13 protein-coding genes and 1 tRNA gene are annotated in these 15,231 nt (G+C 69.9%); 6 read left to right on the forward strand and 8 right to left on the reverse strand.

The features are described from left to right. The first annotated feature begins 5 nt into the window (after window positions 1-5). Window positions 6-200, forward strand: a complete 195-nt coding sequence (locus ACFY9S_RS23705) for an acyl-CoA carboxylase subunit epsilon (protein WP_030851540.1) — start codon at window positions 6-8, stop codon at window positions 198-200. 161 nt (window positions 201-361) lie between these two features. On the opposite strand, the gene ACFY9S_RS23710 is transcribed toward ACFY9S_RS23705, so the two are convergent. The 8 genes from ACFY9S_RS23710 to ACFY9S_RS23745 all read right to left on the reverse strand — a co-directional run bounded on the left by ACFY9S_RS23710 (window position 362) and on the right by ACFY9S_RS23745 (window position 11,052). Further along, entirely contained in the window at window positions 362-943 is a 582-nt protein-coding gene (locus ACFY9S_RS23710; RefSeq protein ID WP_014675207.1) for an ATP/GTP-binding protein, read from the reverse strand. Continuing rightward, entirely contained in the window at window positions 924-1,508 is a 585-nt protein-coding gene (locus ACFY9S_RS23715) for a DUF742 domain-containing protein (protein ID WP_102911447.1), read from the reverse strand. Before ACFY9S_RS23715 ends, ACFY9S_RS23710 begins: the two co-directional genes overlap by 20 nt. A 94-nt stretch (window positions 1,509-1,602) precedes the next feature. Next, complete coding sequence (locus ACFY9S_RS23720; RefSeq protein WP_003993185.1) at window positions 1,603-2,016, reverse strand: roadblock/LC7 domain-containing protein; 414 nt, start codon at window positions 2,014-2,016, stop codon at window positions 1,603-1,605. A 10-nt stretch (window positions 2,017-2,026) separates the two neighbouring features. Then, complete coding sequence (locus ACFY9S_RS23725) at window positions 2,027-5,347, reverse strand: nitrate- and nitrite sensing domain-containing protein (RefSeq protein ID WP_391131728.1); 3,321 nt, start codon at window positions 5,345-5,347, stop codon at window positions 2,027-2,029. A gap of 375 nt (window positions 5,348-5,722) precedes the next feature. Continuing rightward, the gene (locus ACFY9S_RS23730) at window positions 5,723-6,298 is read right to left on the reverse strand and encodes an ATP/GTP-binding protein (RefSeq protein ID WP_102911445.1); all 576 of its coding nucleotides are present in this window, start codon (window positions 6,296-6,298) and stop codon (window positions 5,723-5,725) included. Beyond that, a complete protein-coding gene (locus tag ACFY9S_RS23735; RefSeq protein ID WP_030851927.1) occupies window positions 6,279-6,674 on the reverse strand; it encodes a DUF742 domain-containing protein in 396 nt (131 codons plus the stop codon). Before ACFY9S_RS23735 ends, ACFY9S_RS23730 begins: the two co-directional genes overlap by 20 nt. Window positions 6,675-6,783: 109 nt before the next feature. Next, window positions 6,784-7,197, reverse strand: a complete 414-nt coding sequence (locus ACFY9S_RS23740; protein ID WP_031138073.1) for a roadblock/LC7 domain-containing protein — start codon at window positions 7,195-7,197, stop codon at window positions 6,784-6,786. A gap of 9 nt (window positions 7,198-7,206) precedes the next feature. Then, complete coding sequence (locus ACFY9S_RS23745; RefSeq protein ID WP_391131730.1) at window positions 7,207-11,052, reverse strand: nitrate- and nitrite sensing domain-containing protein; 3,846 nt, start codon at window positions 11,050-11,052, stop codon at window positions 7,207-7,209. Window positions 11,053-11,667: 615 nt separating this feature from the next. On the opposite strand from ACFY9S_RS23745, the gene ACFY9S_RS23750 reads away from it, so the two are divergent. From ACFY9S_RS23750 to ACFY9S_RS23770, 5 genes are all read left to right on the forward strand, one after another. Further along, complete coding sequence (locus ACFY9S_RS23750) at window positions 11,668-11,841, forward strand: hypothetical protein (protein WP_102910832.1); 174 nt, start codon at window positions 11,668-11,670, stop codon at window positions 11,839-11,841. Window positions 11,842-12,014: 173 nt separating this feature from the next. Next, on the forward strand, window positions 12,015-12,791 hold the full coding sequence (locus ACFY9S_RS23755; RefSeq protein ID WP_391131732.1) for a fumarylacetoacetate hydrolase family protein: 777 nt from the start codon (window positions 12,015-12,017) through the stop codon (window positions 12,789-12,791). Continuing rightward, entirely contained in the window at window positions 12,784-14,268 is a 1,485-nt protein-coding gene (gltX, locus tag ACFY9S_RS23760; RefSeq protein WP_391131734.1) for a glutamate--tRNA ligase, read from the forward strand. Before ACFY9S_RS23755 ends, gltX begins: the two co-directional genes overlap by 8 nt. 78 nt (window positions 14,269-14,346) lie before the next feature. Continuing rightward, the gene (locus ACFY9S_RS23765) at window positions 14,347-15,069 is read left to right on the forward strand and encodes an HAD-IA family hydrolase (RefSeq protein ID WP_391131736.1); all 723 of its coding nucleotides are present in this window, start codon (window positions 14,347-14,349) and stop codon (window positions 15,067-15,069) included. A gap of 89 nt (window positions 15,070-15,158) precedes the next feature. Further along, a tRNA-Gln gene (locus tag ACFY9S_RS23770) sits at window positions 15,159-15,230 on the forward strand. Window position 15,231 lies beyond the last annotated feature (1 nt).

Below are 15,231 nucleotides of genomic sequence, written 5' to 3' on the forward strand. Positions count from 1 at the left end.
AACCCATGGAATCGCCTGACATCCGCGTCGAGAAGGGCCACGCCGAGCCCGAGGAAGTCGCCGCCATCACGGCCATCCTCCTGGCCCGCGCCGCCGCCCGCCCCACGGACCCGACCCCGGCCCACCGCGGCCGCATCAAGGCCGGCTGGCGCCGCCTGGAACGCGAGCCGGGCTTCAGGGCCCCGCACAGCTGGCGCTGACCAACAGCACGAAGAAAGGCCCCTCCACACGGAGGGGCCTTTGCCTTTTGCTTTCAGGGGCGCGGGAACTGCGCGACAAGCCCCCACGAACCCGTACCCGGCACGCAAACAGCCCCGGGCAACCCAGAAGCCGCCAGGGGCTGTCCTACAGCAACGGAGAACTACCGCAGACGAGCCATCAGCGCATGCTCCACCAGTGTGATCAACGCAGACTTCGCATCGGCCCGATGCCGCGCGTCCGTCGTGATGATCGGGGTGTCGGGGCCGATCTGGAGCGCCTCGCGGACCTCGTCCGGCGTGTACGGCTGCTGGCCGTCGAAGCCGTTCAGCGCGATGACGAACGGCAGACCGGAGTTCTCGAAGTAGTCGACGGCGGGGAAGCAGTCGGCGAGCCTCCTCGTGTCGACCAGCACGATCGCGCCGATGGCGCCGCGCACCAGGTCGTCCCACATGAACCAGAAGCGGTCCTGGCCCGGCGTACCGAAGAGGTACAGGATCAGGTCCTGGTCCAGGGTGATACGGCCGAAGTCCATGGCGACCGTCGTGGTCGTCTTGTCCCCGGTGTGGGTCAGGTCGTCGATGCCGGCCGAAGCGGACGTCATGACGGCCTCTGTGCGCAGCGGATTGATCTCCGAGACGGCACCCACGAACGTGGTCTTGCCCACGCCGAAGCCGCCAGCCACCACGATCTTCGCGGACGTGGTGGAGCGGGAAGGCCCTCCGCTAGAGCTTGCGAAGTCCACTGAGCACCCTTTCGAGCAGTGTCACGTCTGGCTGGCCGCCGGCGTTCTCGTCGCCGCCGGGCTGATGGATGGCGACCAGTCCCGCCTCCGCCAAGTCGGCGACGAGGATCCTGGCCACGCCGAGAGGGATCGTGAGGAGCGCCGAGATCTCGGCGACCGACTTGATTTCCCGGCAGAGGTTGCAGATCCGCTGATGCTCGGGCAACTGGCCCTGCATCTGGTGCGGCTGCGCAGTGGTGTGCACCAGCGCCTCGATGGCGAGCTGGTAGCGGGGGCGGGTCCGGCCGCCGGTCATGGCGTACGGACGCACCAGCGGATTGTGATTGTTCGACCCTCCGCCGGGAGCCGGCTCGGGGTTGCGGCGCTGCGGCTGCACAGGCTGGATACGCGGGGCCGGCGGCTGGTCGTACGGCGACGGGCCGGGGCCCTGCGGCGCGTACGGCTGCCGGTGGCTCGGTGCGGAGGGGAAGTTGTAACGGTTCGGGTTCTGACCACCGTCGCCCTGGCCCTGGGCAGGGCCGTACGACCAGTTGCCCGAAGACGAACCGCTTGGGGGTGTTGCCACTTTCTCCTCCTCCGACTGTGCCTGGCACCCATCGCTGTGGAGCCGCGTCCCGAAACCTTACGGCCACGGGACGCCAAAACGCACCGTCCGTCTGTTAGTTGAGCAGGCTCCCCTGGAGCTCTGCACGAAGGTCCGGTGTCAGGACCGTACCGGCTCGGTCGACCAGCAGGGCCATCTCGTACCCGATCAGGCCGATGTCCGCCTCCGGATGTGCGAGAACGGCGAGCGACGAACCGTCCGAAACGGACATGATGAACAGGAATCCCCGCTCCATCTCCACAACGGTCTGGTTCACGGCGCCACCCTCGAAGATCCGGGAAGCACCCGCCGTCAGCGACGTCAGACCGGAAGCGACGGCCGCGAGCTGGTCGGCGCGGTCGCGGGGGAAGCCTTCGGACATCGCCAGAAGGAGTCCGTCGGCGGAGACCACCACCGTGTGGGACACCCCCGGGGTGTTGTCCACGAAGTTGGTGATCAACCAGTTCAGGTTCTGTGCCGCCTGGCTCATCGGGCTCACACTAACGCTCCTGGTTGTAGGTGCTGTCAGGACCGAAGCCCTGGCCGTTCGTTTCACTGCCTGCGCTGCGCCCGCGCTGGACGCCCCGACGCAGGTTGCTCAGCCTGCCCCGGACGTCCTCCGGGGCGCGGGAGACCTGTGGGCCTCCCTGGGGGGTGCTCTCGGCGGCTCCCTCGATCAGGTTGGCCTTGGGCACCCGCCTCGGCAGGCCGGATGAGGTGACCCCGCCCGCCTTGGGCTTCCGGAGCTGCGAAGCCTGCTGCCACCGCTCGTCGTTGGCCGAGCGCCAGTTGTCGCCGTTGCTCTCCGGAGCGGAGGCCGGCGGCTCCTGGCTCCCATGCCGTGCGCCACCCGTGCCGTTCGCACCGCTCGCGGTGGATCCACGGCGGGGAAGCCCGGCGTCGGTCATCGTGTGAGCGGCGGAGGGGCTCGATCCCGGACGGTCGAAGCCTACGCGGTCCTGCTCACTCGCGTCAGCGGCCTGCGTAGATTCCGTTTCCGGGGCCTGAGAAGGGTACTGGCTCGGGTAGCCGTTCTGGTAACCGTCCTGCTGCGGCCAGTCGTCCTGGTGGCGCCGCTGCTCGAACGCGGCGAAACCGCCCTGCCCGCCCGCGCCCGGAGCCGAGGGCTCCTCCTGGACCGGCTCCGCATAGGAGGGCTCCGGGTAGCCGCCGTTCGGCGAGAAGGTGTCGTTCTGCGGCAGACCACCGTTCGGCGCGTAGTACTGCTCGTCGTACGCAGACCGCTGCGGCTCCTCGTACGACGCCTGCTGCTGCTCCTGGTACGGCGCCTGCTGCTCCTGGTACTGCCCCTGCTGCTCCTCGTAGGGAGCCTGGCGGTCGTACGCGGACGGCTGCTGCTCCGGGTAACCCGACTGGCCGGTGTCGTAGCCCTGCCCGGCGTCGTAGCCCTGCGCGCCGTTGTACTCGTCGGGGTACCCGCTCGCGTGGTTCGGCTCCTGGCCGCTCTGCCCGGGCAGCGCGGGCTGCTCGTGCGACTGGGACTCCAGGGCCGCCCGGCGCTCCTCGCGCATCAGGGAGCGGCCGACGGGGTCCAGCTCGCGTATGTCGTCGGGGACGTCGGAGTAGCGGCTGTCGTCGAAGCCGAGCTCCGCCGCCGTGCGCATGCCCGGCTGGTTGAAGCTCTCGCCGCCGAAGTTCTGCTCCGGGATGATCTGCGAGACGGTGAACTCGTCGCGGTCCACGTGCTGCTCGCCGCCGCCGCCGTGGGTGATCGCGTCCGGCAGCATGACCAGCGACGTCGTGCCGGCCTGCTCGCCCGAGGGGCGCAGCTGGACCCGGATGCCGTGCCGGTCGGACAGCCGGCCGACCACGAACAGGCCCATGCGCTGCGAGATCGCGGCGTCCACGGTCGGCGGGTTGGCCAGCTTGTGGTTGATGTCCGCGAAGTCCTCGGCGGTGAGGCCGATGCCCTTGTCGTGGATCTCGATCATCACGCGGCCGTCGGGCAGACGGGTCGCGGTGACGCGGACCTTGGTCTGCGGGGAGGAGAACGTGGTGGCGTTCTCCAGGAGCTCGGCGAGCAGGTGCACGAGGTCGGTCACGGCACGGCCGTGGATCTCGGCCTCCGGAACACCGGACAGCTCGATGCGCTCGTACTGCTCCACCTCGGAGGAGGCGGCGCGCAGCACGTCCACCAGCGGGACCGGCTGGTCCCAGCGGCGGCCGGGCTCCTCGCCGGCGAGGACCAGGAGGTTCTCGCCGTTGCGGCGCATACGGGTCGCCAGGTGGTCCAGCTTGAAGAGGTTCTCCAGCTGGTCCGGGTCGGCCTCGTTGTTCTCCAGGTCGGTGATCAGGGTCAGCTGGCCCTCGATCAGCGACTGGTTGCGGCGCGACAGGTTGGTGAAGATCGCGTTGATGTTGCCCCGCAGCAGGGCCTGCTCGGCCGCGAGCCGGACGGCCTCACGGTGGACCTGGTCGAAGGCGCGCGCGACCTCGCCGATCTCGTCCGTGGTGGTGATCGGGATGGCCTGGACGCGGGTGTCGACGCGGCCGGGGTCGGTGCGCGAGAGCTGGTCGACCAGCATCGGCAGGCGCTGCTCGGCGATACCGAAGGCGGCGTTGCGCAGCTGGCGCATCGAACGGCTCATCTGGCGGGCGACCGCACCGGCCAGGATGAAGGCGAGGAGCAGGGCGACCACGACGGCGGCACCGGTGATGTAGGCGTCACGCTGGGCGTCGTCGGCGATGTCGGACGCTTCGCTCACGGCCTTGTCGGCCAGCTCGGTCTCGATCTTGTTGTACGCGTCGAACTTCAGCGTGGTGACGGCCCACCAGTTCTGAGCCGTGATGCCTGCCTGGGCGAGGTCGGCGCGCTCGCTCGGGTCCGTGGACGACAGCGCGGCGATCCTCGCCAGCATCGTGGTGGGGTTGGCGGGCGGCGGTACGTAGTCCGGATCCTTGGCCTTGGCGTCCGCGGCCATCTTCGCGCCATCGGCCTTGATCTGCTTCTCGGCCGCCGTCAGCTTGGCGAAGTCCGCTTCGGTGCCGCCGCTCTCGTACTCCTGGATGGCGATGCGCTCCAGGTAGGCGTACGAGGACAGCGCGATGCGCTGGCTGGCCAGATTGCCGCCGTCCGGTCCGGGCTTGATCAGCATGTGCATGCCGATGGAGCGCTGGAGGGAGAGTGCGCCCTTGGTCAGCGAGATGGCGTAGACGGTGCGGCCGTAGCTGGTGATGTTGCCGGTGCCCAGGCCGAGCTCGTTGGCGAACTCCAGCAGCCTGTGCTCGGTCTCGACGTAGCCCTCTTCGGTCTGCACGCCCTTGAGCTGGCTGGTGTAGGCGGCCGCACGCAGCTGCGTGAGCTTCGGCTCCACCTCGCGGAAGCGCTCCAGGCGCCGCTCCAGGCCGGGCCGGTCGGGCATGTTCTTGACGGCCTCGTCGAAGGCGTCGGCCGCCCTGTCGGTGTTCGCGCGGGCCTTCACGACCGTCGGGTCCTTCGCGCCCTTGCCCTGGAGCAGGGGTGCGGCGGTCACGTCGCGTTCGACGAGCAGCTCGTTGCCGTAGGCCAGGGCGGCGCGGACCAGGCGCGCGGTGTTCTCCGCGTCCTCGGCCTCCTGCCAGGTGTCGATCGAGCTCTTCACCTGGAAGCCGCCCATGACGAGGCCGACCAGCACGGGTATGAGCAGGATCGCGTTCAGCCTGGTCGCCACGCGCCAGTTGCGCGGAGAGAGACGGCCGCCGCTCTCGGCGGGCGCGGCCGTCGGTTCTGAACCGGGCACGGGGGCGGGCGCCGCTGTGCGCGGCGGCGGGGTGAAGTTGCCCCGGGCCGACGGCTCGGGACTGTTCTTGCTTCGCCTCACTCGACCAACAACCTCTCGGCGGTCGGCACCAACGTTGTGCCGCAGTGTTCAGAGCCCAAGACGCCACGACGGACGCGTACGTCATTGACTATTGGGCAGTTCAGGCATTCCAGCACGACGACCTGCGCTCTTCCAAACAGTCCGGGGCGGGGAATCGACGTGATGTAAGCCCCAGATAAAACGGTCATAAAGAACGAGCCCCGCCAAAAGGCGGGGCCGTTGTGAGCGCAGCGAGACCGGATGTGCGCGACGCGTGGCCGTACCACCAGATTCCTCTGCCGAAACGTTATGAACACCTTGGCCGACCGTGTCAAAGGACACAGTCGGCTCCGGTGTATCTACGACAACTGCCGTATGGCGCTCCAGAATTGAGTGCTACCTCAGCCGTGCCATCAGAGCGTGCTCGACCAGCGTGATCAGGGCACTCTTCGCATCGGCCCGGTGCCGGGCGTCCGTCGTGATGATCGGCGTGTCCGGTCCGATCTGAAGCGCCTCCCGGACCTCTTCGGGCTGGTAGGGCTGCTGGCCGTCGAAGCCGTTGAGGGCCACGACGAACGGCAGACCCGAGTTCTCGAAGTAGTCGACGGCCGGGAAGCAGTCGGCCAGGCGCCGGGTGTCCACGAGCACCACCGCGCCGATGGCGCCGCGCACCAGGTCGTCCCACATGAACCAGAAGCGGTCCTGGCCCGGCGTACCGAAGAGGTACAGGATCAGGTCCTGGTCCAGGGTGATACGGCCGAAGTCCATGGCCACCGTGGTGGTGGTCTTGTCCCCGGTGTGGGTCAGGTCGTCGATGCCCGCGCTGGCCGAGGTCATCACGGCCTCGGTCCGCAGCGGGTTGATCTCCGAGACGGCGCCCACGAACGTGGTCTTGCCCACGCCGAAGCCACCCGCCACCACTATCTTCGCGGAGGTGGTGGATCGACCCTGGTCAGAGCTTGCGAAGTCCACTGAGCACCCTTTCGAGCAGTGTCACGTCCGGTGCACCGGTGGCGTCGTCGCCGCCCGGCTGGTGGATCGCGACGAGACCGGCCTCGGCGAGGTCCGCGACCAGGATCCGGGCCACACCCAGCGGCATGTTCAGCAGCGCCGAGACCTCGGCCACCGACTTCACCTCACGGCAGAGGTGGCAGATCCGCTGGTGCTCCGGGAGCAGCCCCATGAGCGCGGCGGGGTCGGCGGTCGTGCTGATCAGTGCCTCGATGGCCAGCTGGTAGCGCGGCCGGGTCCGGCCGCCGGTCATGGCATACGGCCGTACCAGCGGCTGGTCGCCCTCGTCCTCGTACGGCTCCGCGTACGGATCATGAGAGGCGGTGGGCGGGGTCATGGGTCCTCCGGGCGGGACAGCAACTCGGTCAGCAAGCCGTCTGACGGGGCCTGTGTGGGGTGTGTGGCAGCCGGACGGTGATGGGGTGAGACGGGTGGTGCCGGGCCGATCAGTGGAGCAGACTGCCTTGGAGTTCGGCTCGCAGGTCGGGGGTGAGGACCGCGCCCGCGCGGTCGACCAGGAGCGCCATCTCGTAGCCGACGAGGCCGATGTCGCACTCGGGGTGGGCGAGTACGGCCAGGGACGAGCCGTCCGAGACGGACATGAGGAACAGGAACCCTCGCTCCATCTCCACGACCGTCTGCGCCACCTCACCGCCCTCGAAGATCCTTGAGGCGCCTGCCGTCAGCGACGTCAGACCCGAGGCGACGGCCGCGAGCTGGTCGGCGCGGTCGCGCGGGAAACCCTCCGACAGCGCCAGGAGGAGACCGTCGGCGGACACGACGACGGTGTGGGACACCCCGGGGGTGTTGTCCACGAAGTTGGTGATCAACCAGTTGAGATTCTGTGCCGCCTGGCTCATCGGACTCAACTAACGCTCCTGCTGGTGAGTGGGCCGTGGGTGGCTGCCGGTCTGGGTGGACCCGGCCTGACGACCCTGTGCGATTCCCCGACGGAGATTGGTCAGCCGGCCGCGCACGTCATCGGGCGCACGCGAGATCTGAGGACCGCTCTGCTGGGTTTGCTGCTGTGCCGTGCCCGGGACGAGGTTCGCCCGGGGCACCCGGCGCGGCAGGCCGGAGGTGGTGACACCACCCGCGGCGGGCTGGCGGACTCGCTCGGCCTGGCGGACGAGGTCGTCGTTCGGCGAGGTACGCCACCCGGCGGGGGCGGTGGACCGCTGCGGACCGGTGGGTCCCTGCGGTTGCTGCGGGGCGGCCGGAGCGGAGCCGTTGTTCTGCGGCTGCTGCTCCTGCTGGCCGTGGAACCAGTTGGTTTCCAGCGTGTCGTACAGCGGCGTGCGACCGTCGCCCGGACCGGACGCCGGCGGCAGGGCCTCGGGCTCCTGCCGGACGGGCCGGGCCTGGGGGGCGGGCGGACGCGGGGCGCCGAAGTCGGCAGGACCCCGGCCGCCGTTGACCTGCGGCTGCTCGAACCGGCCCGTGCCCGCGGGGTCGGCCGACGTGGCCGGACCCGGGAGGGTGGGCCGCCCGGAGCCGTTGTCCTGGCGCGGTGCGGGGTACTGGCCGGTGGAGCCGTTGTCCTGGCGGGGCGTCTGGTACTGGCCGGTCGAGCCGTTGTCCTGACGCGGGGCCGGGTACTGACCGGTGGAGCCGTTGTCCTGGCGGGGCGCCGGGTACTGGCCGGTCGAGCCGTTGTCGTAGGACTGCGGCGCCGGGTACTGGCCCGATGTGGACGAGTCGCGTCGGCCGCCCGGCGTGCCGAAGACGTCCGGGCGGACGAACGAACCCTGCCCCTGGCCCTGCTGTGTGTTCGCACCGGGACCGAACGGGTCCGCGTGCTGGGCGGCGCCGAAGTCGGCCGGTGAGCCGAGACCCTGCCGGTCGTCGTCACGCGGCACGGCCGGCATCTCCGCCGTCGCGCCGGGACCCTGGCGGTCGTCGACGCGCGGCAGCGAGGACGCACGGGAGACGTCCGGCTGCTCCTCGTGGCCACGGGGGGCGTCCAGCGAAGCACGCGGCACCGGCGGCTGGGCGTTCTCGTCGCTCCAGCTCGGCACGCGCTGCTGCGCATCACCACCGGGCAGCTCGGCACGCGGACCACCGCGCGGCGGCAGCTGGGGCCTGCGGCCCTTGCCCTGCTCGCCGTTGCCGCCCTGCTTCTTCCGGCTCCGGCCACCGCCGAAGGCGTCCTGGCCCTGCTGCGGCCCGTTGGTGCCCGCGGCCTGCAGACCCTGCGGGGCGCCCGGCGCCTGCTGACCGAACCCGGCACCGGTCGGAGCGGGACGGCCCTGCGGGGGGCCACTCTGCTCGAACGACGACGGGCCGGGACCCTGCGGTCCACGCGCACCGCCCTGGCCTCCGGGACGGCCACCGTCCCCGTCGCGCCCGGGCAGCGCGGCCCGCGGGCTCTGACCGGGAGCGAGCCGGCCACCGCCGGCGCCACCGAAGGCACCGCCGGACGCACCGGCCCCGAGGGCACCGCCGCCCTGTCCGGAACCGGCGGCACGCCGGGCCGCGGCCGCACCGGCGGCGGCCTGCGCGGCGGCGGGACCACCACCGACCGGCGGCTGACCGGGCTGCTTGGGCTGGGGCTTCCTGCCGCCCTGGGCGACGTCGACGGGCAGCATGACCAGCGCGGTCGTACCACCGGAGTCGGACGGGCGCAGCTGGATGCGGATGCCGTGCCGCTGGGACAGGCGGCCGACCACGAACAGACCCATGCGGCGGGAGACGGAGACGTCCACCGTCGGGGGAGAGGCGAGCCGCTCGTTGATCGCCGCGAGGTCCTCCGGCGACAGACCGATACCGGTGTCGTGGATCTCGATCAGCACCCGGCCGTCGGGCAGCGCGTGACCGGTGACCTTGACCTTGGTCTGCGGCGAGGAGAACGAGGTCGCGTTCTCCAGCAGCTCGGCGAGGAGGTGCACGAGGTCGTTGACGACCCGGCCGGCGACTTCGGTGGTCGGCACCGAGGCCAGTTCGATGCGCTCGTACTGCTCCACCTCGGACGCGGCGGCGCGGAGCACGTCGACCAGCGGCACCGGACGGGTCCAGCGGCGGCCGGGCTCCTCGCCCGCGAGGACGAGGAGGTTCTCACCGTTACGGCGCATGCGGGTCGCGAGGTGGTCGAGCTTGAACAGCGAGGACAGCTGGTCCGGGTCGGCCTCGCGGGACTCCAGTTCGGAGATGAGCGACAGCTGGCGCTGGATCAGGCCCTGGGAGCGGCGCGAGAGGTTGGTGAACATCGCGTTGACGTTGCCCCGGAGCAGGGCCTGCTCGGCGGCGAGGCGGACCGCCTCGCGGTGCACGTCGTCGAAGGCCGCGGCCACTCGGCCGATCTCGTCCCGGGAGTGCACACCGACCGACTCCACGGACGTGTCGACGTCCTGCGGGTCGGACTCGGACAGCTGCTTGACCAGCTCGGGCAGGCGGTCGGAGGCGACCTTGGTCGCGGTGTCCTCCAGCCGGCGCAGCGAGCGGATCATGGACCGCGCCACGACGAAGGCGCCGACCAGCGACACACCCAGCACGATCAGGATCAGGGCACCGGAGATGATCGCGTCGCGCTCGGTGGCGCTGCGCAGCTCGCGGGCCTTCTGCTCCATCTCCTCGAGCAGTGTGTGCTCGATGTTCTTCATCTGCTGGATCTTGGTGGAGCTGTCGTCCAGCCAGTCGCGGTAGGACCGCTTGTCCTGCTGGGCGAGACCGCTCGCGGAGACCAGGGCGCGGCCCGCGTAGGTGTCGGTCGCCTTGATCGTGGAGTTGCCGCCGTCCTCGATCGGCTTCAGCAGCTCGGCGGCGGCGTCCTCGCCGTAGATGCTCTTGAAGCTGCGGATCTCGGAGTTCTGGCTCTCCAGGGCCGACTCGGCGTAGAGCCGGTCGTTCGGCGAGAGCTTGCCGGTCGTGGTGTTGCTCGCGGGCAGTGCCGCGGCCAGGGCCGCGCGCTGGATCGAGGAGTACTCCTTGGCGGAGGAGAACGCCGCGAGCGCACGCGTGCGCTGGATCATGTCCGGGTTGCTGGTCGCCTCGGCCATGTCCTGGGAGAGGTCGATCAGGTTCTCGATCAGGCGGTGGTACGCCTCGACCGTCTGCGTGGAGTTGCCCTCGGAGGCGTAGGCACCCTTGCGGATCTGCTCCAGGTCACCCAGCTCGCCGGCGAGCTGGACGAGGTACTCGCGGACGCCCTTGAGGTTGCCGTCCTTGCTGGCGCCGTCGATCTCCTCGGAACTGTCGAGGAAGTTCTTCCTCGCCCGGTCGGTCTTCTCGCGAAGCCCCTTGACCGCGAAGTCGGTCGCCTTGCCGCCGTGCGCGAGCGGGCCGGCCGACTGGTCGCGCTCTTCCTGGAGCGCGGCCGACAGCTCGGTGGCCTGCTTGGTCATGTCCGTCAGCAGCTTCATGTTGTCGAGCTGCTGGATGTCGTCCATGGACTGGTTGATACGCAGTGCGCCCAGCGAGGTGGCCGCGACCACCGGGAGGGCGAGCAGCGACACCAGTCGCGTCGAGATGCGCCAGTTGCGCAGGGCTATTCGCGGCCCGGGGCCGGTCGGACCCGTCGGCGGCTTCAGCGCCGGGGAAGGGCCCGCGGACCCCGAGGGGGTCGACGTGCCGGGGCGCCCCGAGCGCTCACCGCCGTCACCGGCCGGGCCCTGGTTCTGGGCGTGCTGGGGCGAGGGGCCGCCAGTCATGGGGCCAGTCCCGCCGCGCGGCTCCGGCTCCGCCGAAGCGTTGCCATCCCTCTTGAAACGTCCCTGCACTAGCGTCGCAACCTCTGGACCAGGCACCCCGTCGTCTGAACGGCGGGACACGGTGTCGGCGTTCTGGGGACGCCCTGAAAACGCCCCCGTGGTGGTCTTGAGTGACCGGCGCTGGCTCCCCCTTCTCGCCGCCACTCGGCGCGACTGTGCGCCCCCTGTGCGCCGGCTCGATCCTGCGGCGGTCCGTGAGATTCCAGCACAGCACAGGATCTCCAACAAGGCCCGTAGGCCGAGCCGTGATGTAGGTGACACCACGTGAGTGCCGGATCACCGGTCGTGGAAGGCGAGTTCGCCCATTTCGGGCGTAAGTCCGCGAGTCGCCGAGCGGTGCCGGGTGTCCCAGTCGCCATGATCAGGAGCGGAATGAGGGCTTCAGTGAGCCAATGTCCATTTCGTCACCCTGAGGTGCGAGTCCGGATTGACCGATTCGCCCTCTGGTTCGTGAGGAAACTCACATGCCGATCATGGCCTTCGCACGAACGGGCCGGGGAATCGCATGTTTAGCCTGACGCTTTACAGCGATGGCACAACCGACAACCCGCGCCCGTACGGAGGTTTCCCACACCCTCCCGGCGCCCGTCACAGGACAGGGTCAAGTAAACAGTGAAGACGACGATGTTCCACAAGATCGCCAACCCGCGACGCACGACGCTGGCTCACTTGGACGACGCCGACGAACTGCAGACGCCGGAACAGCCGGAGCACCCCGTCGACCTCCCGGCCCAGACCGCAAACCCCAAGCGCACCATCCTCATGGAGATCCCCGTCGCGGCCGCCGCCGCGGAATGACACCTGGTAGTACGCGTGCCGGCCGCCGGATGCTCATGACGGCAGGGCACGGATTTCCGAGGGGCGCCCCGAGCGACGGGGCGCCCCTTCACAATGCGCGGGGCGGGAAGGCCTCCCCGCGTTAGCCTGGACCGTCAGACTCCAGCCGCTTCAGTCAAGGGGCCAAGCATCCCGTGCGCATCGCCAGGTTCTCCATCGACGGGAACGTCGCCTTCGGCGCCATCGAGGGCGACAAGCAGGACGAACTCGTCCTGGACATCATCAAGGGCATCCCGTTCGCGGACTTCGAGCTCTCCGGTACCAAGGTGCCGGTCGGCAAGGTCAGGCTGCTGCCGCCGGTGCTGCCCAACAAGGTCGTGGCCTTCGGCCGCAACTACGCGGAGCACGCCCGCGAGCTGGGCAACGAGGTGCCCGACGCCCCCTTCGCCTTCTTCAAGCCGTCCACCTCGGTGATCGGACCGGGCGACGAGATCCAGTACCCCTCCTTCTCCGAGGAGGTGCACCACGAGGCCGAGCTGGCCGTCGTGATCGGCCGGATGTGCCGCGAGGTCCCGCGTGAGCGCGTCAAGGACGTCATCTTCGGCTACACCTGCGCCAACGACATCACCGCCCGCGACGTGCAGAGGCGCGAGAAGCAGTGGGCCCGGGCCAAGGGCTTCGACAGCTCCTGCCCGCTCGGCCCCTGGGTGGAGACGGACCTGGACGCGAGCGACCTCACCATCCAGCTCACGGTCAACGGCCGGCAGCGCCAGCTGGGCCGGACCAGCGAGATGATCCACTCCGTCGAGGATCTGATCGTCAACATCTCCGAGGCCATGACGCTGCTCCCCGGCGACGTGATCCTCACGGGCACCCCGGCTGGGGTCGGCCCCCTGAACGTCGGCGACGAGGTCGCCGTCACCATCGAAGGCATCGGCACTCTCACCAACAAGGTTGTCAAGCGTGGCTAGCGCACCCGGCTCTCCTGTACGCGTCCGTTTCTGTCCGTCGCCCACCGGTAACCCGCACGTGGGCCTGGTGCGCACCGCCCTGTTCAACTGGGCGTTCGCCAAGCACCACCAGGGCACCCTGGTCTTCCGCATCGAGGACACCGACGCCGCCCGCGACTCCGAGGAGTCGTACACCCAGCTGCTCGACTCGATGCGCTGGCTGGGCTTCGACTGGGACGAGGGCCCCGAGGTCGGCGGCCCGCACGAGCCGTACCGCCAGTCGCAGCGCATGGACCTGTACAAGGACGTCGCGCAGAAGCTGCTCGACGCCGGCCACGCCTACCGCTGCTACTGCTCCCAGGACGAGCTGGACACCCGCCGCGAGGCCGCCCGCGCCGCCGGCAAGCCCTCCGGCTACGACGGCCACTGCCGCGAGCTGACCGCCGCCCAGGTCGAGGAGTACCAGGCCCAGGGCCGGGAGCCGATCGTCCGTTTCCGGATGCCCGACGAGACGATCACCTTCACCGACCTGGTCCGCGGCGAGCTGACCTTCACCCCGGAGAACGTCCCGGACTTCGGGATCGTCCGTGCCAACGGGGCCCCGCTGTACACCCTGGTCAACCCGGTCGACGACGCCCTGATGGAGATCACCCACGTCCTGCGCGGCGAGGACCTGCTCTCCTCCACCCCGCGCCAGATCGCCCTGTACAAGGCGCTGATCGAGCTGGGCGTCGCCAAGGAGATCCCGTCCTTCGGCCACCTGCCGTACGTGATGGGCGAGGGCAACAAGAAGCTCTCCAAGCGCGACCCGCAGTCCGCCCTCAACCTCTACCGGGAGCGCGGCTTCCTCCCCGAGGGCCTGCTCAACTACCTCTCCCTGCTCGGCTGGTCCCTCTCGGCCGACCAGGACGTCTTCTCGGTCGACGAGATGATCGCCGCCTTCGAGATCTCCGACGTGAACCCGAACCCGGCCCGCTTCGACCTCAAGAAGTGCGAAGCGATCAACGGCGACCACATCCGCCTGCTGGACGTGAAGGACTTCACGGAGCGCTGCCGCCCATGGCTCCAGGCGCCGTTCGCCCCCTGGGCCCCGGAGGCCTTCGACGAGGCCAAGTGGCAGGCCATCGCGCCGCACGCCCAGACCCGCCTCAAGGTGCTCTCCGAGATCACCGACAACGTCGACTTCCTCTTCCTGCCGGAGCCGGTGGAGGACGAGGCCAGCTGGACGAAGGCGATGAAGGAGGGCTCGGACGCTTTGCTGCGCACGGCCCGCGAGAAGCTGGAGGCCGCCGACTGGACCTCCGCCGAGTCGCTCAAGGAGGCCGTCCTTTCCGCCGGTGAGGCCCACGGCCTGAAGCTCGGCAAGGCCCAGGCCCCCGTGCGCGTGGCCGTCACCGGCCGCACGGTCGGGCTGCCGCTGTTCGAGTCCCTTGAGGTCCTCGGCAAGGAGACCACCCTGGCCAGGATCGACGCGGCGCTGGCGAAGCTGGCCGCGTAGCACCACCCGGTACGGCGAGGGCATCTCCGGGACCTGAAGGGCGGGCTGAGGGCGGAACGCGGTGGGTACGGTCGGAGCATGAGCATCCAAGCCGTGGTCTGGGACGTCGACGACACCCTCTTCGACTACACCACCGCCGACCGCCTCGGTATGCGCGCCCACCTCACGGCCGAGGGCCTGCTCGACCGTTACGACGGCGTCGAGCAGGCCATCGAGCACTGGCGGGAGGTCACCCACCTGCAGTGGGCACGCTTCGCGGCCGGCGAGGCCACCTTCGAGGACCAGCGGCGCGACCGGGTGCGGATCTTCCTGGGCCGGGAGTTCACCGACGCCGAGGCCGACGCGTGGTTCCAGCGGTACATCACCCACTACGAGGCGGTCTGGTCCCTCTTCCCGGACGTCCTGCCCGTCCTCGACGCCAGCCACCGGCACGCCGTGCTCTCCAACTCCAGCCTTCACGTCCAGGACCGCAAGCTGCGCGCCCTCGGCGTCCACGACCGCTTCGAGACCATCCTGTGCGCGGCCGAGCTCGGCATCTCCAAGCCCGAGGCCGGGGCGTTCCTCGCCGCCTGCGAATTCCTCGGGTTGCCGCCGCACCAGGTCGCCTACGTCGGCGACCACCCGGAGATCGACGGCCGGGGTGCCGCCGACGCCGGACTGCTGTCGGTGTGGATCGACCGCGGTGGTCTGTACGCGACGGTCGACCCGCCCGTCGGGCCCCACCGCATCGCCTCCCTCGCCGAACTGCCGTCCCTGCTCGGCCCGGATACTCGTTTTGGAGCCCCGTCCACCTTCGGGTAATGTTCTTCCTGCGCCGCGGGAGCGGGCCGGAAGGCCGGAACCCCAGGCGCACAACTAGAACAAAACCCCTGCGGGGGCTTGCGTTCCAGTGGCCTATGGTGTAATTGGCAGCACGACTGATTCTGGTTCAGTTAGTCTTGGTTCGAGTCCAGGTAGGCCAGC

Origin of the sequence: Streptomyces sp. NPDC012474 (assembly GCF_042955185.1) — a bacterium.
GTDB classification, from domain to species: Bacteria; Actinomycetota; Actinomycetes; order Streptomycetales; family Streptomycetaceae; genus Streptomyces; species Streptomyces cahuitamycinicus.

Excerpts from the sequence above, each read along its gene's own strand:
- ACFY9S_RS23705 (WP_030851540.1), top strand. The coding sequence starts at position 6 with ATGGAATCGCCTGACATCCGCGTCGAGAAGGGCCACGCCGAGCCCGAG.
- ACFY9S_RS23720 (WP_003993185.1), bottom strand. The coding sequence starts at position 2,016 with ATGAGCCAGGCGGCACAGAACCTGAACTGGTTGATCACCAACTTCGTG.
- ACFY9S_RS23735 (WP_030851927.1), bottom strand. The coding sequence starts at position 6,674 with ATGACCCCGCCCACCGCCTCTCATGATCCGTACGCGGAGCCGTACGAG.
- ACFY9S_RS23740 (WP_031138073.1), bottom strand. The coding sequence starts at position 7,197 with ATGAGCCAGGCGGCACAGAATCTCAACTGGTTGATCACCAACTTCGTG.
- ACFY9S_RS23750 (WP_102910832.1), top strand. The coding sequence starts at position 11,668 with ATGTTCCACAAGATCGCCAACCCGCGACGCACGACGCTGGCTCACTTG.
- ACFY9S_RS23765 (WP_391131736.1), top strand. The coding sequence starts at position 14,347 with ATGAGCATCCAAGCCGTGGTCTGGGACGTCGACGACACCCTCTTCGAC.